Source organism: Pseudomonadota bacterium (assembly GCA_026390555.1).
Taxonomy (GTDB): domain Bacteria; phylum Bdellovibrionota_C; class UBA2361; order UBA2361; family OMII01; genus OMII01.
The window spans coordinates 41,963-61,836 of record JAPLFS010000034.1 but is presented as its reverse complement, the minus strand read 5'-3'; the positions used below and the strand labels follow the sequence as shown (position 1 = coordinate 61,836).

The following is a 19,874-nucleotide window of genomic DNA, read 5'->3' as shown; positions in this document are numbered from 1 at the left end:
TCTCTTAAAACTACCTATTACTCTATAGAGCGGCCATTCAGGTCGCGTTTCAATGAGTATATGAATATGATTCGGCATAATCACCCAAGCATGCAGGGTGTAACGCACTTTATGAAATTCAAGTAGTGCTGATGCAACGACACAAGCGACCTTAGGATTAGCGAGAAGGGGCGCGCCATACCCTGCATCGAGCCACGTTTCGATCTGTTGGCGTCGCTTGATTGTAACGGTTGATGGGCTCTCTTTTAGCTCTATCTCTAAAGATCTAAGCTTATTCTGTAGTAGGGAGTCTGCCAGACGAATTGTGATGAACTGTAAAATATTTGCGGCGTCGAGATGCGGAATATAACTTCGACTGTACCATCCAAGAGAGGCACTGGATGCTTTAGTATCTGGATTACTCACAAGTGGCTAGTTCGAACACAGGCAAAAAAAGTTGCGGGAGTAATTGGAACGCCGGTATCCGACCGGCCATGAAAGAGATCGTCAACCTGAGAATTTATACCTAGCCACTCTGGAGAGTGGCGGTCCCAGGGCTTCGCTGAGGCGTGAGCCCCTCCCCCTGGGACCGCCGGTATCCGACCGGCCATGAAAAAGATCGCCAACCTGAACATTTGTACCAGCCACTCTGGAGAGCTTCGCTGAGGCGTGAGCCCCTCCCCCTGGGACCGCCGGTATCCGACCGGCCATGAAAGGGATCGTCAACCTGAGAATTTATACCCAGCCACTCTGGAGAGTGGCGGTCCCAGGGCTTCGCTGAGGCGTAAGCCCCTTCCCCCCGGGACCGCCGGATCGTCAACCTGAACATTTATACCCAGCCACTCTGGAGAGTGGCGGTCCCAGGGCTTCGCTGAGGCGTAAGCCTTCCCTCCCCCCTGGGACCGCCGGTATCCGACCGGCCATGAAAGGGATCGTCAACCTGAAAATTTGTACCCAGCCACTCTGGAGAGTGGCGGTCCCAGGGCTTCGCCTGATCGCACTACCGTAAATGCTCGGGCGTCTCCTCGCATTCAGGCGTACCTAGATGATCCATGCCGTACCTCTGAGTGAACTCATCATTAAAGCAGTCCACGATCTGAAGAGAGAGCGGCGACTGCTGATTCTGTGCTATCGGTTGAGAGATTCCGGCTAATGTTCTCTCGAGGCACTTAGATACAAAGCTCGAAGCCACCCTGTTACAACTACCAGCTTCAAGGTTGTAACACTTTAACCAAATACCCCCATCTGAACAGATCTTCTCTACAACCTCCTGCTCCATCTCACGCAGAACTTCGGGCTCAATGGCGTACCCACTAAGAGTAGGAGAGATACAAAGAAGGGTTAGTAAGGTACAAAATAATCTACGACTCAATCTTATATTCATATCCGTTGCCCCACTTTTATAACTGTTTTTTGTATTTACTATCCAGGACAGCCTTGAGGACCGCAGCCTCCGCCGCTTTCTCCGCCACGACTAACGAGATTCTGAAGAAATTGGCCAAATCGTCCCCCTCCCCCTCCAAAGATCCGTCTGCCTCCGCCTATACGACTTAGAGGCCCTCCGCCTCCACCGGCTCCGCCTAAACGACTTAGAGGCCCTCCGCCGCCTCCGACTATACGACTTAGAGGCCCTCTGCCTCCACCGCCGCCGACTATACGACTTAGAGGCCCTCTGCCTCCACCGCCACGACCACCGCCACGACCTCCGCCACGACCGCCGGGACTACAGCTAGGACCGGAGCAAGTGCCTGAATTACCAGGAGGATTAATACCTGGATCACCAGGAGCACCTTCCTCACCATTAGAAGTATTAGAACAGTCCTCTCCATCACACTGCTCATCATTCATATTCTGTCTCTGTGGCTTAGCATGCGGATTCACCCCCGGCGACCCTTGCGGAGACTGCGGCGCTTGCGGTTGCGCAGGCTTTTTGAGTTCTTTATTAATAGCATCCGGACCTACCAGCTGTGTACCGTCTGCCGCAACAGCAGTCGGATAACTGCCGAATTTTGGGCCAGTATAGCCATCCGCCAGGACGTCTATGTAATTTGGGTTATTCTTAAACTGCTGACAGTGCCCGCAACCTGAGAACCCGTATATCTTAATATCTCCCCCCTGCGCAAAGGCGTCCGCTCCAACTATCAGTTGTGACACAAATAACAGAGCAACAATGGCGAGTGTCCGGGCGACACCTCTGATACTTCGTGAAAGCAGATTGGTTGATAACCTTGTGAGTAACATTCGTACCTGTCTGTTCATAATGCTCCAGAACCCAGCTATTGATAGACCCCCGTGTACGCCCCTACGTGGCATTCAAGTGGAGCCGCCCGGCAAAAAATACGGTCTCACCAATGGTTATGGTCGCCTATGATGTGCGTGTGCTTTAGATTTTGCAGCTATTTTGGCGCTAGCGCTGTTTAGTAGGGTCCCTACTCTCCTAAGGCATCACAGGAGCAAAAGAGGTTGCGGTCCCCGTAAACCCCATCAATCCGGCCCACCGCCGGCCAAAACTTATTATCGCGGGTCCAGGGGGCTGGAAAGGCTGCTAATTCTCTACTGTAGGGCCTATTCCACCTATCGCTAATAACGGCCTGCGCAGTGTGGGGCGCCTGCTTTAGGGGGTTGTTGGTCTTATCAAACTCGCCCGTTGCTATCTGTCTAACCTCAGCACGGATCATCGAAAGTGCGGTGCAGAATCTATCTAGCTCGCTCTTTGATTCGCTCTCCGTCGGCTCAATCATCAGGGTACCAGCCTCTGGCCACGAAACCGTCGGCGCATGAAAGCCATAATCCATCAAACGCTTTGCGATATCCTCTACCTCAATACCGGCCTCTTCCTTAAGTGCCGCTAGGTTAATGATACACTCATGCGCAACGAACCCTGAAGCGCCCTTATAGTAGACCGGATAATCGCTCTCTAGACGCTTGGCTACGTAGTTAGCTGAAAGTATAGCTACCTCCGTAGCCCTGGTTAGCCCCTCACCCCCCATCATCGCGATATACATCCACGAGATAGGTAAAATACTAGCCGAGCCCCACGGTGCCGCTGAGATCGCCCCCACTCCGTGCGCACGTCCGAAATCCACCAAGGGGTGATTCGGCAGGAACGGTGTCAGGTGCTGCGCGCAACAGATCGGTCCCATACCTGGGCCACCCCCGCCGTGCGGAATACAGAAGGTCTTATGGAGATTAATGTGGCAAACATCTGCGCCGAACTCACCTGGACGAACTAGCCCGACGAGCGCATTTAAATTGGCGCCGTCCATATAAACCTGGCCACCGTTGGCGTGCACTATCTCGCAGGCCTGCTTAATATCCTCCTCAAATACGCCGTGCGTTGAGGGATAAGTAACCATCATTGCCGCAAGGGTCTCCCTGTACTGCTCCGCTTTGGCCCGTAGGTCAATTAAATCAACGTTACCAAAAGCATCACACGCCACTCCAACCACCTGCATACCGGCCATAACGGCGCTCGCCGGATTAGTGCCGTGCGCCGATTTGGGAATAAGGCAGATAGTTCGCTTAGACTCTCCGCGGCTAGCATGATAGGCACCGATCACAACTAGCCCAGCATATTCACCCTGTGAGCCTGCATTGGGCTGTAACGAGCAACCATCAAATCCGGTTATCTCGTTAAGCGAGATCTCAAGATCTCTAAACAGCTCCTCATACCCTCGGCGGTGGTGCGCCGGAGCAAAGGGGTGAATAGCTCCAAACTCTGGGAACGTTACCGGCAGCATCTCAGAGGTGGCGTTGAGCTTCATCGTGCAGGAGCCAAGCGGAATCATCGAAAAGCCCAGTGAGAGATCACGCGCCTCAAGTTTACGCACATAGCGCAGGAACTCGGTCTCTGAGTGGTAGGAATTAAAAACCGGGTGCTTAAGGTAATCAACCTCGCGCTGAATGGATTCTGGGATCGACGGGTTTAGAATAGACCTGCTTGCTGCGTTAAGCGCCTGCTCACACTCTGCACGCGTTGCCTTAATACCTAATGCCTCAGAGAGCGTTACAAGATCATCTAGACCCTTAGCCTGATCACAGCTAATACCTAAGCGCGAATCAGAGACAACCCTAACGAGCACTCCGGCCTGCTCAGCTCGCTCAGCCAGCACCACCGCTTTTTTGGCACCCACCTCAACCGTTACTGTATCAAAGAAGCTCTCGTTTACGAGCACTAATCCAGCTTTTTTTGCCAGTGTTGCAAAGGCCATAGCAAAACCGTTTACACGCTCAGCTATCTCGCGCAGACCACGTGGTCCATGATAAACCCCGTACATGCTCGCCATTACAGCTAGCAGCACCTGTGCTGTGCAGATATTGCTCGTAGCCTTTTCACGTCTAATATGTTGCTCACGGGTTTGTAGCGATAATCTTAGCGCTGGCTTACCGGATGAATCGCGTGAAACACCGACCAAACGCCCAGGCATACTGCGCTTATACTCATCCTTTGTTGCAAAGAACGCCGCATGCGGCCCGCCGAAACCCATCGGCACACCGAAGCGCTGCGTAGAGCCAACTACTATATCGGCCCCCATTTTGCCAGGAGGGGTGAGCAAACAGAGCGCCAATAGATCAGACGCTACACACACCATTGCCCCTGCTGCATGCGCCTTAGAGCATAATCCAGAGAGATCAACTACGTTTCCGAGCGTATCGGGATATTGCACTAGGCACCCGAAGCTCTGCGGGCCAAATTCACACTGCGACATCGCTAGCACCTTAATGGTGATTCCGAGCGCTGCGGCGCGGGTTGCAATAACACCTAACGTTTGTGGATGAACCGTATCGGAGACGATATACTCAGGCGCTGTTATTGTCGCTATCTTGCTTGATAGCGCTAGCGACATCGCCATCGCCTCTGCTGCCGCTGTGCCCTCATCTAGCAAAGAAGCATTTGAGATCTGCATTCCTGTAAGATCCATCACCATCGTTTGATAGTTAAGCAACGCTTCAAGTCGCCCCTGTGCAATCTCTGCCTGGTAGGGAGTGTACTGTGTGTACCAGCCTGGGTTCTCAAGAATATTGCGCTGAATAACGGGGGGGACGATACAATCGTAATACCCCATGCCGAGAAAGGAGCGTGCCACGATATTATTTACAGCGATGCCCTTGATGCGTTCCAAGGCCTCATACTCAGAGAGCGCTATCGGAAACCGGGAGAGCTCAAGTGGCTTAACACTACGAACTTTCTTAGGAACTACGGCATCAATTAAATCCTTGAGCGAGCCTTTGCCAAGAAACGCCGCCATCTGAGTAATCTCGTCGGTGCTTGGACCGATATGCCGCGCAGGAAATCCGGATACTCCGAAACCGCTACGGTGCTGCGTTACTTGCTCACTTTTGACTTCGTTTTTCATCTCTTCTGCCAACATAATATACCGTTCAATTTAGCGCTCAACATGCTTCTGATACTGCTCTGCCGACATAAGTGCGTTTAGCTCAAGCTCTGACACCCCAGAGAGCTTAACAAGCCAGCCCTCCGTATAAGGGCTGCTATTAATCAGCCCAGGGTCTGTACTGAGGGCCTCATTTATCCCCACTACCGTTCCGGTCAGCGGTGAATACACATCCGAGGCTGCTTTGGTTGATTCAACCACACACATCGTAGCCTTCTGTGCTACGTGCTTGCCGGCTGTTGGAAGCTCTACAAATACGAGCTCTCCTAACTCGGCCTGAGCGAACTCAGTAATACCAACAACGGCGAGACCGTCCTCCATACGCACCCACTCATGATCCTTGGTGTAGCGACACTCTTCTGGAAATTTCATACTATAAACTCCTCCTATGCTATTAGTCTGGTACGGTTATAAAACGGTAGCGGCACAACGTGTCCCGCTATCTCGCGGCCACGCACAACGAACGACAACTCAGTATTTGGTGCACTCAGATTAACGTTAACAAACGCCATGCCGAGAGCCTTATTAACGGTGGGGGTCTTTGTGCCGCTGGTTACAACCCCTACCTGAGCCCCGGCCTGCTGCACGAGATCTCCCTGACGAACTATACCGGGCTTGTCTAGATAAAACCCAACGAGCTTACGTTGCAACCCCTGCTCTTTCAGCTTAAGCAAAGCGTCCCGTCCGATAAAATCGCCCTTATCAAATTTAACTATCCAACCGAGCCCACTCTCAAGGGCCGGAGTGTCTTCACTTAGTTCATGTCCATGCAGTGGCAGCGCCGCTTCAAGCCTAAGCGAATCTCGCGCCCCAAGCCCACACGGCAGCACTCCGTAGCTTGCGCCGTGCTCAAGCAGAAGTCTCCACAGATCAGGGATACTCTCAGCTTTAACGAAGATCTCAACGCCATCCTCTCCGGTATATCCGGTTCTTGCAATTATCACCTTACTACCTAGCAGCTCAGACTCTACGAAGTGAAAGCTCTTTAGGCTTAAGAGGTCATAGTCTCTTACGAGTGGTGCTAGGAGATCCATTGCATGTGGGCCCTGCACGGCGATCTGGCCGTACTCTGCGCTGGCGTTCGTAATAAGGGCCGCTGTTGGGTTGTTTTCAGTGAGCCAGGCATAGTCACGCTCTGCGTTTGAAGCGTTCACGCACAGCAGAAAAAGTGTCGCGCTAAAGCGGTAGATGATAATATCGTCTATCACTCCACCGGCTGGATTAAGGATAGCGTTATAGTGCGCCTTGCCGTCATAGAGCGCCGAAACCTTGTTGCAGGTCATGTACTCAAGGGCGCTCTCAGCCTCGGGGCCACTAACCCAGATCTCTCCCATATGGCTAACGTCAAAGAGCCCGACCCGCTCGCGCACATTAACGTGCTCGGTCACAACGCCTGAGTACTGCACCGGCATCTCCCAGCCGGCGAACTCCACTAGTTTACCACCTAGCCGCACATGTTCATCGTAGAGTGGGGTTCGCTTCATAGTAGTAGCTTTATAGTATAAGTCCGTTTCTGCGCGCACAGTTCTCAACCGTATTTGAGATCAACATCGCAACCGTCATCGGCCCTACGCCACCTGGCACGGGAGTAATGGCGGCACAGAGCGGCGCAACCTCTTCGTAGGCAACATCTCCACACAACTTGCCGTTAGGGAGTCGATTTATTCCAACATCGAGCACGATAGCTCCCGGCTTGATCCAATCGCGCTTAACGAGCAGCGGCACTCCGACCGCTGCCACTAGGATATCTGCAGCGCGGCATACTGCAGCAAGGTCGTCGGTCTTTGAGTGCGCAAATGTCACGGTTGCGTTGCGCTCCAGGAGCAAAAACCCCATCGGCTTGCCAACTAGCTGAGAGCGCCCGATTACAACGGCGCTTTTCCCGGCTAAGGAGGCCTTCGGCAGATCCTGCAGCACGGTGTTATCACTAAGCGTAATATCTGAGAGCGCCAGATCAAGCATCGTCATCACTCCGAGCGGAGTACAGGGGCGCGGCGCCTGTAGCCCTTGCAGCAGGAGCCCCTGATTAATCGGATGCAGCCCATCAATATCCTTTTCAGGGGCTATTAGCCGTATAAACTCAGCGCCATCTAGTGGGGCGGGTAGTGGAAGCTGTAGCAGAATTGCATCAACTAGATCGTTATCGTTATAGCTCTGAATAACTTCGCGCAGCTGTGCGGCCGTTGTGGTGGCTGAAAGGTGCGCATCGAAGCTCTCAAGGCCACACTCCCTGGCGAGCTTATGCTTAGAGGTGACATAGGTTTTAGAGGCCTGATTCTCTCCGACCAGGATTACAGCCAGCCCTGGGGCCCGTTTAATTTGAGATTTAAGGTCGGCAACCCGTGCCGAGATGGTAGTAGCTACGGCGCGTGCCAGCTTTTTTCCATCTAGGATCTTTGGTGAAGAGGCGTCGTAAGCCATGCTCTGGGTCCCCAAAAAGGTATCAACTACTACCGTCAGAAGTTATAGTCGAGCAAGCGCATCAAGTAAACTAATAGAGTAGCCCAGCGCTTCGCTTAGGCGTAAGCATTCTATTTTGTGACTTTTGGTGATGTAGGGGCTAGACGAAGCGCTCTTAATGGGCTGACTATATATATATGCAGATAGGTGTACCACGAGAACGCAAAACGCTTGAGCAACGGGTTGCGATTACCCCAGCTGGGGCTCTCTCCCTTATAAAACTTGGGCACTCGCTCCTGATTGAGCAGGGTGCTGGCGAGGGCTCCTCATTCACGGATAACGATTACCGTAAGGCAGGCTGCAAGATAGTTAAAACGTTGGCAGAGGTATGGAGCAACGTAGATCTGCTAGTTAAGGTAAAGGAGCCCGACCCCTCTGAGTTCCAGTTTTTTAGGCCAGAGCTAATTCTCTTTGACTTTCTGCATTTGGCGAGCCTTCCGGCGCTCGCCCAGGAGCTGCTAAACAAAAAAGTAACAGCGTTTGCCTACGAGAACCTAAAGACCAGCGATGGGCGCCTTCCGCTTTTGGAGCCGATGAGCGTTGTAGCTGGAAAGCTCTCGATCCTAAACGGCGCACACCTCCTACTTTCGCAGCACGGGGGGCGCGGAGTGCTACTTGGTGGGGCAGCTGCTGCGCCACCTGCCAAGGTAACGATTATCGGAGCCGGTATAGCAGGACATGCTGCGTGCGCAACCGCTCTAGGCATGGGAGCTCAGGTTACCGTTCTCGATATTAGTGCAGAGAAGCTAACAAAGCTCTCTCACGAGTTTCCAAATGTACAAACGGCGCTCTCAACATCAGAGTCACTTGCTCACGGTTGCGCAGGAGTGGATCTCTTAATTGGTGCTGTCTTAATTCCGGGTGCTAGCACCCCACGCATTATTACGGCGGAGATGATCCGATCGATGGGACCACGTGCGGTCTTCGTTGATATTAGTATCGATCAGGGGGGCTGCTCAGAAACTAGCAGGGCTACAATGCTCGATAATCCAACCTACTTAGTCGACGGCGTTATACACTACTGTGTATGCAATATGCCGGCTCAAACTCCCCGCACCTCCACCCTCGCACTGGCTGAGGCAACGTTGCCGTATATTATAAAGCTAGCCGAACAGGGCCCCGCAAAGATCCTGCGCTCTGCGCCCGAGATGAAACATGCTCTCACCTGCTTTCACGGCAAGCTGACCAATAAGCTTACAGCCGAGGCGCTTGGGATGCCCTATAGCAAATGACAAAGATTATAAAGTCTCAGCGCCTACGCTTGGAGCCTTAAACACGCTCTGCGCTAGTCGCTCAATCAGCTCATCGATACCCTTACCGACCACACTTGAAATAACGGCCACATCATAGCCACGCGCCTTAAAGCGACGGGTGAACTCTTCGACTCGCTCGGGCGATGACACGGCATCGCACTTCGTTAAGACAACGATCTGCTCTCGCACAGCGAGCTCTTCTGAAAAGAGCTCAAGCTCCGCGTTAATACAATCAAAGAGCTGCTCTAGATCGGCCTCCTCGCCATCCTCAGTAAGCTGGGTGAGGTTAAGCAGATGCGCGATGATATGAGTGCGCTCAACATGTTTTAAAAATCTAATACCGAGCCCCTTGCCCTCACTCGCCCCAGGAATAAGCCCGGGAATATCGGCAACTACAAATGAACGCCCGCCCTTGGCCTGAACAACCCCAAGGTTCGGCACCAGGGTAGTAAAGGGATAGTCGGCGATCTTAGGTCGCGCCGCAGAGATACGAGATATTAAGGTCGACTTACCTGCGTTCGGAAATCCTACCAAGCCCACATCCGCTACAAGCTTAAGCGAGAGAAAATAAGCGCCCTGCTCGCCCGGCTCGCCCGGCTGCGCATACTCAGGCGCTTGATTAGTCGAGGTCTTGAAAAAGTTATTGCCCTTTCCGCCCCTGCCACCCTTTGCCAGAACAAACTCACGCCCTGCAACATCGAGATCTAATACTAGATCGCCCTGAGTCTCGGTCTTAAGATCAAAGGCATAAATCTGCGTGCCGATCGGAAGCTTAACGATCACATCCTCACCAGCTTTGCCATCCTTGCGGGATCCACCGCCAACATCACCCCCTGTGGCCTCCCAGACAGCCTGAAACTTAAAATCAAGCAGGGTATGCACGTTTGGATCGGCGCGCAGAATTACAGATCCGCCCCGTCCACCGTTGCCGCCATCGGGACCACCGAGTGGAATAAACTTCTCACGCCGAAAATGTCGTGATCCAGCACCACCCTTACCGGCACTAACTTCGATTACCGCTTCATCTATAAACTTCATCTGCGCACTATCCTCAACAAAAAAAAGAGGAGTCGGGCCAACCGAACTCCTCCTTTTTCAGATTTCAAACAGCCTATGAGCTGCTTGGACTATACCGATACAGCCGCCACTACTGGAGCCACTGGCTTAACGTAGATGTACTGACGAAGCCCTTTCTTGAATGCAACAACGCCATCAGTTAACGCAAATAACGTATAATCACGACCAGTCCCAACATTTTGACCGGCGTGATATGTGCTGCCACGCTGACGAACTAGGATGCTTCCTGCCCGAACAACCTCCCCAGCAAACTTCTTTACTCCGAGACGCTTACCGCGACTATCTCGTCCGTTCCTGGTGCTTCCTACCGCTTTCTTATGTGCCATGACATCACCCTAAATTCAAATCGAACAACTAATAACTTATCTTGTCTGATATTAAAGCGTAACGCTCTCGATCATGACTTCGCTCTTTGCCTGGCGATGTCCCTGCTTCTTTGTATATCCACCCTTACGGCGCTTCTTGAAGATAATAACCTTCTTGTCCTTAATGTGAGCAATGAGACGTCCGATAACGGTTACGCCGAGTGACTTCTCGCCACCTGCAAGGATCTTTATCTCGCTGCCATCAAGCTTGCCAGCCATAAGAACGTCGGAAAAGGTGATCTTGTCCCCCTTCTCGCCCTCTTGAGTAGCAATTGAGATCCTAGTGCCTGCTGTAACCCGGTACTGCTTGCCGCATGTACGAACAACAGCAAAGAGCTTAGGCTCCGCCTGCGCTACACTATCAGTATTCAATTCATCAGACTGCTTTTTTGCCATAACGCCCTATCTTTACTCGCTTGAACTCTAAGATTATTGCGGCTTACTGCTCTGGAATAATCTCCGCTAGCGATAACTGTCTGAAAGTACTAGAGTCAGAACTTCAGAGCAGGTAAGATACCGATCTGAGCGGGGAAAAGCAAGGTGAGTGGGCTATATCATATGCCCTTCTACCCTTGCTATACTCTCTACTAATAGCTCTCAAAATTCAGCCCTGGGGAAGACGATGCGAGGAGATGGATTTGTAATTGCTGTCATAGAGGACGAGGATATTATCCGAAAAAGCGTCACTATGAACCTTGAACTAGAGGGCTTTCAGGTCCTGAGCGCTTGTGACGGCGAAGAGGGTATTCAACTAATAAATACCAGAAAACCTGATCTGATCATCATGGACGTCATGATGCCTCGCAAGGATGGCCTGCAGGCCTGTCGCGAGATTAGAAACGCTGGAAACTCCACCCCCCTGATACTCCTAACCGCACGCTCAAGTGAGATTGATAAGGTTTTGGGGCTTGAGCTTGGCGCCGATGATTATCTTGGCAAACCCTTTGGAATGCTTGAACTTATTGCCAGAGTTAAGGCCCTCCTAAGGCGCGTTCAACGGGTTACATCAATTGATGAAATTCGCTTCTCAGATGTGGTCGTTGACTTTAAGGCCTACCGCGCCCTGAAAAATAATGAGCCTATCGACCTCTCAGCTAGGGAGTACAGACTATTGCGCTACCTAGTGGTCAAGGTTGGCTCTGTCGTGACCAGGGATGAGTTATTAGATGAGGTTTGGGGGTACAACTCCTACCCAACCACCCGCACTGTAGACAACCATATAGCCCGCCTGCGCCAAAAGGTTGAGGCCAACATAGACGAGCCCCAGCATATCCTGACCGTGCACGGGGTCGGTTATAAGTTTGTGGCGTAAGAGACGCTCCTATTAGCTTAAATTATACAATAATATCAAATAGTTAGAGTCTTATCCTCGCTCTTGTAACTATTTTTTCTTAAATTTGTAACAAATTTGCACCGATCTTCGCTCAAGAGGAATCGAAATAGGGAAATGATGTCGCAGGCACCCCCACTCGGTATGCAAGTTAGGTCGGTATGCAAATTAGAGTGGCGCAAGGTTGAAGTAGTAAGAGGTTGAAAAAAGGTTGGTTCGCTAGGTTTTTGTTGTGTGTTTTTGTTCCCCTGGTCTTTGAAGTTCGTTCAAAGCTTGGGGAGGGACGTCAGAAAGCGCGAACCGTATCTTTTAGAAGGACCCTCTCAATGAATAACAATAACTTCGACAATAACAACTTGGACAACAATTTCGGCGACAATTTCGGATCTGGCGCTAACTCCGATCTACTTGAGCTTGACGGGTGCGATGATGTCATCGCACGCTTGGGGGATTACGTCGATAACGACCTTAGTCAGAACGCTCGCCTCGTAATGGACACTCACCTAAACGATTGTCCTGAGTGCGCGGCCCTCTTTGCCTCCTATACCCATGTCATTGAGGGCGCTGCAGAGCTGCGTGAACCAGAGCAGCCGATCGCAGTAGATGTACAAAACCGCCTGCGCAGGGCCCTTAATCAACGCCTCGGGCTTAGCCTTTCATATATCGCGTAAGACAAAAAGGTTACGGCCCGCGCTACAGAACCACTGTGGATGCCACTATGGATGCGTAGGCGGGCCGTACACTATAACTATCTATTCTACCTGAACGTAATTGGCGTTGGCGTTGGTGTTCGCGTTGCCCTTGGCGTTACCCTTGGCGTTGGCGTCGCCCTTGGCGTTGGCGTTGGTGTCGCCAATGCTACAGTCAGGTCAGAGCAGCCAAAGAGCGTCTTTACCTTGTAGTGCTGCTCACCAACACGCAGTGCTTCCATAAAGATTTCAAGCTTCGCCCTAGTATGGCCGGCCTGGAGAGCCTCCGCACGTCTAAGACAAATATCTTGTGCGTTAGTACGGTCCCCCACCTTTGCTGGTAGTCCGATACTGAGCTGCTTGACATCACCGACCACAGTTACCTTGCCGCTCTTATCTTGCTGATAGAGCTTTCCCTTCAGGGTTAATACAAGATCAGTATCTTTTCCTACCGGTCGGGCGCTCGAGTTCCCCAAGCCGTTACCGATGCCCTGAACGGAATCAATTACGGCTCGTAGCTCATTTACACTAGCCAAACTAGTCACCTGAGCATTTGCCGCCGGAGCTGCCACTCCTAAACCGAGGGTAATTCCAAAGACAGTCGTCATAACCTTACTAATCGTTCTCATACTTCATTCCTCAAAAACATAGACAAAACATAAAAGACATAAGGTTTATGATCCCCCCGCATCTCGAAACTGTTACGTAGTTATAACGATTTTATAACAAACCCCTCAGGGGTCGATTTGCAGAGCAAATCGGGGGTGATAATATTAACTATTCACAAAATCTGCCGTCCCCGATCAGGGGACGACAAGAAAGGGGCAGCTCCGTACAAAGACCGCCTCCTATAAGCATTAGCGCATACAACGGTAACGCACGGTGAATAGTTACCAACTACCTCGCCCGACTGTTGACGAAGACCTAAGACCCCTCGTAACCTCCTGTTATGACAAACCCTAACGACATCACCTACCTGATCGATGGCTCCGGTTATATATTTCGCGCTTTTTACGCCATTCAAAGGCTGACGACCAAAGCGGGCTTTCCGACCAATGCGCTCTACGGATTTTTAAAGATGATGCAGAGGACCATAGCGCAGGCTAACTCCTCTAAAGTTGCGGTCATTTTCGATGCGGGCAGAAAGACCTTTCGAAACGATCTCTACCCTGAATACAAAGCCAACCGCAGTGAGTGTCCGCCAGAGTTAGTTGAGCAGATGCCGTTCTTCAGAGAGATCTCGCGCGCGCTTGGACTTCCGGTGCTTGAGTGCGTGGGCTACGAGGCCGATGACATCATCGCCACACTGACAGCTAAGCTGGTGGCGAACGGCCAGCAGGTTGTCGTCGTATCGGGCGACAAGGACCTGATGCAGCTCGTCTCGGATCAAGTTCAGATCTGGGACACGATGAAGGATCAACGTTACGGAATCTCGGGCGTGATAGAAAAATTCGGCGTTGGTCCCTCGCAGGTTACTGAGATTCTGGCCCTGACAGGTGATAGCTCTGATAACATTCCAGGTGTTGATGGCGTTGGTCCAAAAACAGCCACGCAGTTAATTCAGAAATACTCTACGGTTGAGGGCGTTATCTCGCACGTAGAGGATATTAAGAACGATGCTGAGATCAGAAATCGTAAAAAAATAGCCGAATCGATCTCTTCTAATCTGGAGCTCTTGCGACTCGCTCGTAGGCTAGTCGAGGTCGACTATAATGTACCGTTACAGGCGCTACAGGACGGAAACTGTGATATCGAGGCCCTTCTTACAAAACGCGAGATCGATGCAGATCATCTGGGCGAACTCTTTGAGCGCTTCGAATTCACCTCACTCTTTAAGGAGTTTCAGAAGATCATCGGCGTCTCGCGCAATGCAAAGGCAGCCGCTGCCTTTGACTATAAAACCGTTAGCGCCCAAGATTTTGCCGCCTGGACTAGGGAGCTTTACGCTCAGAGAGAGTTCTCCTTTGATCTTGAAACCACCTCGCTCAAGCTGCACGAGGCAAAGATCGTTGGGATCTCTTTTTGCTGGAACGATAGCGCCGCATGGTATGTGCCAATTGGACATAGCGCGCTTGATAGCTCTGCTCAGCCTAATCAGGTTTTGTGGAGCGAGCTCTCTCGCACTTTAGGAGCGATCTTTGCTGATAGCACAGTTAAAAAATGCGGTCAGAATTTAAAGTATGATGTCAGCATCCTAGAGATTAACGGCATCCCGGTTCGGGGCGTAAGCTTTGATTCAATGGTTGCCGCCTACCTACTTAATCCCGATAGCCGCAGCTTTAATCTAACCGCCCTGGCAAACGATCTGCTGCAGCTCCCAGTCATTGAGTACGAACAGGTAACGGAGGGTGTTGCCGATTTCTCGGCTGTTTCAATTGAAGCCGCAACACGCTACGCCTGTCAGGACGCGCACTACGCATGGCTGCTGAAGGAGAAATTACTGCCGTTGGTCAATGAAGCAACCCTTACGCGCGTTCTTAACGAGCTTGAGATGCCCCTTGTTCCGGTACTTGCGCATATGGAGCGCCTGGGAGTTAAGGTCGATAGAGAGCTGCTGTGCAGCATGTCAGCAGAGTTTGAATTGCAGCTTAAAGAACTTGAGGTAAAGATCTACAGCTGCGCTGATTGCGAGTTTAATATCAACTCACCAAAACAGCTAGCTGATCTATTCTTTAATAAACTAGCTATCTCTACCAAGGGCATCAAAAAAACAAAGACCGGCTTCTCTACTGATTCATCCGTCCTTGAAAAGCTCGCCGAAATCCACCCACTCCCCGCTCTAATCTTAGAGTACCGCGGGCTGCATAAACTTAAATCTACTTATACCGACGCCCTAGTGGAGGTCATCTCTCCGGTTACCGGTCGTGTTCATACCCGACTGAACCAAACCATCACGAGCACCGGACGACTCTCTAGCTCTGAGCCTAATCTGCAGAATATTCCGGTTCAGAGCCAGACGGGCGGGCGCATTCGCTCAGCCTTTATTCCTGAATCCGGCTCATTCTTTATTGCGGCCGACTACTCGCAGATTGAGTTGCGGCTTTTGGCGCATTTAAGCGCTGATGAGACCCTGATCCGGGCCTTTAACGCCGGCGTAGATATTCATGCCAGCACCGCCCGTGAGATTATGGGGCTCTCGGCCAACGACGAAGTGACAGATCATCAACGACGGCTCGGCAAGACAATTAACTTCGGTATCGTCTACGGCATGGGCCCCTTTAGCCTCGCTAAACAGCTGGGCGTTCCGGTACAGCAAGCCAGCGCATATATTACGAACTACTTTAACCGCTATCCACGCGTAAAGGGATACTTCTCAAAGCTTGAAGAGGCTGCACTCTCAAATGGAGAGGTGCAGACTATCTTTGGGCGCAAGCGCATTATCAGCTCAATCGATACCAGTGGTCGTGATCAGGGGTTTGCTATGCGCGCTGCAATCAATGCTCCGTTACAGGGCTCCGCTGCCGATATTATTAAACTCGCCATGATAAAAGTTGAGCAGCTCCTCGCCGATAAATTCGTGGGCGCTAAGCTAATCCTGCAGATTCATGACGAGCTACTAGTGGAGGCGCCCGATCATGGCACAGCACAGAACGCACAACTGATTGAAGCCGTTAAGGACGCCATGGAGAGCGTTATAACGCTCAGTGTGCCGCTCAAGGTCGATGCAGGTAGTGGCCGTAATTGGCAGGAGGCGCAATCGTAGTAGAGATGCCGCAGCTCTTTACAGCGCCTGGCCGCATCAGAAGGATTGCAATCGCACTCCTTATTGCACTCGCATTAGCGCTAGCCTGGGTTGGGCTAGATCCGCTTGGCTCATTATCAGGCCCCCTAACATCTGTAAAACTCGGTGACTTCCCTGCTTTTTTCTCGCTAGCCGCTATCGCCGCCGGCTCAGAACCACACAGGCTCTATGATTTTGCGCTCCAGAGAGAGATCCAAAATCAGATCTGGCCGCAGCTACAAGGCGCGCTACTACCAGGGATCTATCCTCCCTACGTTGCCTTGCTTGCAAGGCCCCTAGTGTGGCTCGGCCCTTTATGGGGGCACGTAGTCTGGGGCGCGCTTCAGCTCTTATTCCTTATTCTAACGGCGCGCGCCATCACTCGTATTAACTCAAGACTAGCCGAATATTCCGTAGAGATCTTAGCGGGGCTGCTGCTCTGTGCTCCTGTGTTGTTGGGTGTCTTTGGCGGGCAGTTGATCGCTGCAAGTATGTTTATCTATGCGCTCTGTTTTATATATCAGGGCAGGCGGGATCTTAGGGGTGAGATTATATTTGGATCTTTAATAGGTCTCTGGTTCTTTAAGCCGCACTACGCTCTCATAATGTTAATGCTCCCTGTTATTCAGTGGCGGGTGCGTGTTGTAGCAACAACGGCTCTGGTTGCGACAATACTCTATCTGCTCGGCTCTTTAGTTTTAGGGCTAGACTGGATTGCAACCTGGTGTGATGCCCTGACGCGCTTTACACCGATGAATATTATTCCTAACGCACGACAGATGACCGGACTACTCGGCGCTGTAACGGGCATGCCAGATCAGGCGAACTCAGCTCTCGCCTGGGCAGCTCTAGCGCTAACTACCGCGCTCTTACTGCGCTTAGCCTTTGCGGCACGCCAAAGCTTTAGCAAGCCAATAGGACTGCCGAAATTTCTACCCCTCTTCGGAGTTACCGTCGTGCTTGCAACCCCTCAAGCAAATTTCTACGACCTGGGTCTTGCGCTGGTGGCTATCTGCTCAGTTTTATCCCTTAAAACACACAAGCAACTCTATCTTCTTGGCATCTGGTGCGGGGCTTGCGGCCTAGCGAGCGCACTTCGTACCGTAACTCCCCTGCCCATCTTTCTTATTCTTGCTGCGCTAGCTTACCTCGTAACGTTACTGACCATCTCCTTATCTTCCCCCCCTGGGCTAGCAAATAGGCACAGATAGCCTTATAACAAGCAGGGTATGACTATAGAGAGCAAGCGAGGACAGGGCCCCCAATCAGATCAGGAGCTGGTTCAGTATACCCTTGAGGGTGATCGCAACGCTTACCGCGTGCTCGTCGAGCGCTACCAGGCGCGACTCCTTACGATGGCTTTTAATATCTTAAAAAACCGCGAAGATGCCGAGGACGTTGTTCAGGAGAGTTTCGTTAAGGGGTTCTTATCACTCAAGTATTTTAAGGGGCACTCCTCTTTTTATACCTGGCTCTATCGAATCACCTTTAATATGGCCGTAGACGTTAAGCGCAGGACCATTCGCAGGGGGGGTAAGCATTTTGAATTTAAGGAGTCCTGGGGCGTCAATACTGACGGGTCCGGTGTTGGACAGGGGGCTTCTTCACCCACCATCACCCAAGACATAGAGCACCTTCAAAACGTAGAGGGGCCGCAGGCCGTTCTCCTTAGGAAGGAGCTTGGTGGTAAGCTACAAGTTGTGCTTAGTCAGTTATCGGAGGAACATCGGGCTGTGATCACGTTGCGTGAGGTCGATGGATTAGACTACCAGGAGATCGCCGCAGCTATCGGAGTTCGTAGAGGCACAGTTATGAGCCGCCTATTTTATGCCCGTAAGGCGTTGCAGAACGCTCTTAAAGAATTAAGTCCAGAGGGGGCAGCAGCTTCCTCCTCGCAAGAACTCGCTAAGGTTCGTTAAGGTAACGTAATGACGAAAAATGAGATAAAAATGCTGACTGAAAAAGAGGAGCTACTCCTCTCGCGCCACTTCGACGGTGAGTGCGGCTTTATCTCTCGGTTTCAGGCCCAGAGACTTCTTATCAGAAACGATCAAGCCAAGCTCTTTTTTAATGGGCTCTCTGCTGTCGGCGCTGAATGCCGCGCTATATCTTCAGAAGCTAAGGGAGTTGATCTGTGGTCGCGCATCGATTCACGCATAACGGCTGAAGAGAGCGCTGCCTTTTATCTGGGTGAGCGCCGCTCAGCGCCTACTACTGAGTTAGCTCCAGCTTTTAAACGTATTCGCTTAAATCAGGCGCTCTTTGGTGGATTATCAGGAGCGGCCGTTGCTGCCACACTACTTATCATCCTTGCACAACCCGCCGCTAAGGATGGAAAGGCTGCCGCTACCTTAGCAACTTTGCCACAACCCTTTAAGCAAGCTGCTCTCGGCGCACTTGATTCGCAACCGATTAGATTTAACAGACGTGACGATTCAACGTTAGAGGTTGATTGGATGCGCGCAAATGGCCCCCTAAAATTACTACAAAACCCCTCTGGAAAATCAGCTGTGATCTGGGTGCGCAGAAAAAACATCCCGACTGCCACACTCCGAGCGGTTGATATTCCCCCTGTTATAGAAGCCACCCCACATCTGGGTCTTGGCGTGATACCCCTAGATCAGTTGAGATAGTTCGTATGGTAATTTATACTAGCTCCATCACTTACCTCTTTCTATCATCTTTACTGCTATGCGCCGTATCGTTTAAATCTGCGTATGCGGATGAGGGCAAGGGAGAGATTAGCGAGATAAAGATCTCGGTAAGAACTATTCAGGCTACTAACCCCCTCGACTCAGGGCAGGATGGTCAAGAGATACAAGCTGCGCATGTGCCTGAGGAGATCTCGGACCTAGCTCCAAAGTTATCGCAGATCCCATTCTCATCCTTCTCACTCTTAGAGTCTAAGGAGCAGATTATTTCACTGGGGCAGCGTGAAACGATGCAGCTTCCAAACGGTCAGTCCCTAGTGTTTAGGCCGATGTATATGGATAATAAGCGAGTGGGCATCTGGCTTAACTGGAAAGATAAGGACGGAGATGAGATCCTCAACACCCGGGTGCACTTTGATGCTGATGATTCGGTTCTGACCGGAACCGAGTGCGCGCACCAACAGGGGGTAATCTTGGCGATTAAAGCCACTGCTATAGAGAAGCCGGCAGAGAAGCCTGTAGAGAAGCCCCTCAACGCCGGAAATTAGTGCCCAGCGTGTCAGAATTCCGTCTTATGTATCACGGATCTGCCCCCTATCCTCTCTTATAACAAGTTAAGATAACTACTCTTATCTATTTAGCCCTAAAGTACCGGGCTCTATCTGCCGTTACTCCCCTTGGAACGATAAATGCTCCACATAGTTTTAAGTCTAGCGAAAGACTGCAACAGCTACCAGGAGAGACTCTATGTCCAAGCCAGAAAAAGAACTGCCGGAGTTGTATGATGAAGATCTCGCTTTTGAGATGATTGAGATCACCTGCGATGGGATCGATTCCCTCACACGCGCCTTTAATATGATAGACGATCTCTGCAAAGATCTAGCCGAAGAGATCGCTAGAGAAGCTGTGGCTACACCAGCGCCTGAGATACATTAGCGCAGCGTCCTGACTTA

The 19,874-nt window shown here is 51.4% G+C and carries 20 protein-coding genes; 9 read left to right on the top strand and 11 right to left on the bottom strand.

The annotated features are described in order from the left end of the window. The 7 genes from NTV65_04825 to folD form a co-directional block, all read right to left on the bottom strand. On the bottom strand, positions 1–405 hold a 405-nt coding region (locus tag NTV65_04825), incomplete at its 3' end, for a transposase (GenBank protein MCX6114527.1). Positions 406–979: 574 nt separating this feature from the next. After that, positions 980–1,363 carry a hypothetical protein gene (locus NTV65_04820; GenBank protein MCX6114526.1) on the bottom strand — a complete coding sequence of 128 codons (384 nt, stop codon included), beginning with the start codon at positions 1,361–1,363 and terminating at the stop codon, positions 980–982. 38 nt (positions 1,364–1,401) lie between these two features. After that, positions 1,402–2,238 (bottom strand): hypothetical protein, encoded by an 837-nt coding sequence (locus NTV65_04815; protein MCX6114525.1) that lies wholly within the window; start codon positions 2,236–2,238, stop codon positions 1,402–1,404. 170 nt (positions 2,239–2,408) lie between these two features. Continuing rightward, positions 2,409–5,336, bottom strand: a complete 2,928-nt coding sequence (gene gcvP / locus NTV65_04810; GenBank protein ID MCX6114524.1) for an aminomethyl-transferring glycine dehydrogenase — start codon at positions 5,334–5,336, stop codon at positions 2,409–2,411. 30 nt (positions 5,337–5,366) lie between these two features. Beyond that, entirely contained in the window at positions 5,367–5,747 is a 381-nt protein-coding gene (gene gcvH / locus NTV65_04805) for a glycine cleavage system protein GcvH (protein MCX6114523.1), read from the bottom strand. Between the two features lie 14 nt (positions 5,748–5,761). Further along, positions 5,762–6,859, bottom strand: coding sequence for a glycine cleavage system aminomethyltransferase GcvT (gene gcvT / locus NTV65_04800; GenBank protein MCX6114522.1), 1,098 nt, complete (start codon positions 6,857–6,859; stop codon positions 5,762–5,764). A gap of 10 nt (positions 6,860–6,869) precedes the next feature. Next, on the bottom strand, positions 6,870–7,796 hold the full coding sequence (folD, locus tag NTV65_04795; GenBank protein ID MCX6114521.1) for a bifunctional methylenetetrahydrofolate dehydrogenase/methenyltetrahydrofolate cyclohydrolase FolD: 927 nt from the start codon (positions 7,794–7,796) through the stop codon (positions 6,870–6,872). Between the two features lie 176 nt (positions 7,797–7,972). On the opposite strand from folD, the gene ald reads away from it, so the two are divergent. Continuing rightward, entirely contained in the window at positions 7,973–9,067 is a 1,095-nt protein-coding gene (gene ald, locus NTV65_04790) for an alanine dehydrogenase (protein MCX6114520.1), read from the top strand. A 6-nt stretch (positions 9,068–9,073) separates the two neighbouring features. Here ald and obgE read toward each other — a convergent pair whose 3' ends face one another. From obgE to rplU, 3 genes are all read right to left on the bottom strand, one after another. Beyond that, positions 9,074–10,126, bottom strand: coding sequence for a GTPase ObgE (gene obgE / locus NTV65_04785; GenBank protein MCX6114519.1), 1,053 nt, complete (start codon positions 10,124–10,126; stop codon positions 9,074–9,076). A gap of 89 nt (positions 10,127–10,215) precedes the next feature. Further along, complete coding sequence (rpmA, locus tag NTV65_04780; protein ID MCX6114518.1) at positions 10,216–10,491, bottom strand: 50S ribosomal protein L27; 276 nt, start codon at positions 10,489–10,491, stop codon at positions 10,216–10,218. A 51-nt stretch (positions 10,492–10,542) separates the two neighbouring features. Next, complete coding sequence (rplU, locus tag NTV65_04775; protein MCX6114517.1) at positions 10,543–10,926, bottom strand: 50S ribosomal protein L21; 384 nt, start codon at positions 10,924–10,926, stop codon at positions 10,543–10,545. Between the two features lie 226 nt (positions 10,927–11,152). Here rplU and NTV65_04770 point away from each other — a divergent pair, with 226 nt between their 5' ends. Both NTV65_04770 and NTV65_04765 read left to right on the top strand, forming a co-directional pair. Next, complete coding sequence (locus NTV65_04770) at positions 11,153–11,842, top strand: response regulator transcription factor (GenBank protein MCX6114516.1); 690 nt, start codon at positions 11,153–11,155, stop codon at positions 11,840–11,842. 344 nt (positions 11,843–12,186) lie between these two features. Further along, positions 12,187–12,531, top strand: coding sequence for a zf-HC2 domain-containing protein (locus NTV65_04765; protein ID MCX6114515.1), 345 nt, complete (start codon positions 12,187–12,189; stop codon positions 12,529–12,531). An 86-nt stretch (positions 12,532–12,617) separates the two neighbouring features. Here NTV65_04765 and NTV65_04760 read toward each other — a convergent pair whose 3' ends face one another. Then, positions 12,618–13,178 carry a hypothetical protein gene (locus NTV65_04760; protein ID MCX6114514.1) on the bottom strand — a complete coding sequence of 187 codons (561 nt, stop codon included), beginning with the start codon at positions 13,176–13,178 and terminating at the stop codon, positions 12,618–12,620. Positions 13,179–13,498: 320 nt separating this feature from the next. Between NTV65_04760 and polA the strand changes: the two genes are divergently transcribed. The 6 genes from polA to NTV65_04730 all read left to right on the top strand — a co-directional run bounded on the left by polA (position 13,499) and on the right by NTV65_04730 (position 19,857). Beyond that, positions 13,499–16,252 (top strand): DNA polymerase I, encoded by a 2,754-nt coding sequence (gene polA, locus NTV65_04755; protein ID MCX6114513.1) that lies wholly within the window; start codon positions 13,499–13,501, stop codon positions 16,250–16,252. Continuing rightward, positions 16,231–17,481, top strand: a complete 1,251-nt coding sequence (locus tag NTV65_04750; protein ID MCX6114512.1) for a glycosyltransferase family 87 protein — start codon at positions 16,231–16,233, stop codon at positions 17,479–17,481. The genes polA and NTV65_04750 overlap by 22 nt, the downstream gene beginning before the upstream one ends. A gap of 18 nt (positions 17,482–17,499) precedes the next feature. Then, positions 17,500–18,189, top strand: coding sequence for a sigma-70 family RNA polymerase sigma factor (locus tag NTV65_04745; GenBank protein MCX6114511.1), 690 nt, complete (start codon positions 17,500–17,502; stop codon positions 18,187–18,189). A 9-nt stretch (positions 18,190–18,198) separates the two neighbouring features. Next, positions 18,199–18,903, top strand: a complete 705-nt coding sequence (locus tag NTV65_04740) for a hypothetical protein (protein ID MCX6114510.1) — start codon at positions 18,199–18,201, stop codon at positions 18,901–18,903. Positions 18,904–18,908: 5 nt separating this feature from the next. Then, complete coding sequence (locus tag NTV65_04735; GenBank protein ID MCX6114509.1) at positions 18,909–19,469, top strand: hypothetical protein; 561 nt, start codon at positions 18,909–18,911, stop codon at positions 19,467–19,469. A gap of 199 nt (positions 19,470–19,668) precedes the next feature. After that, positions 19,669–19,857: a hypothetical protein gene (locus NTV65_04730; GenBank protein ID MCX6114508.1), complete on the top strand. Its 189-nt coding sequence runs from the start codon at positions 19,669–19,671 to the stop codon at positions 19,855–19,857. Positions 19,858–19,874: the final 17 nt, after the last annotated feature.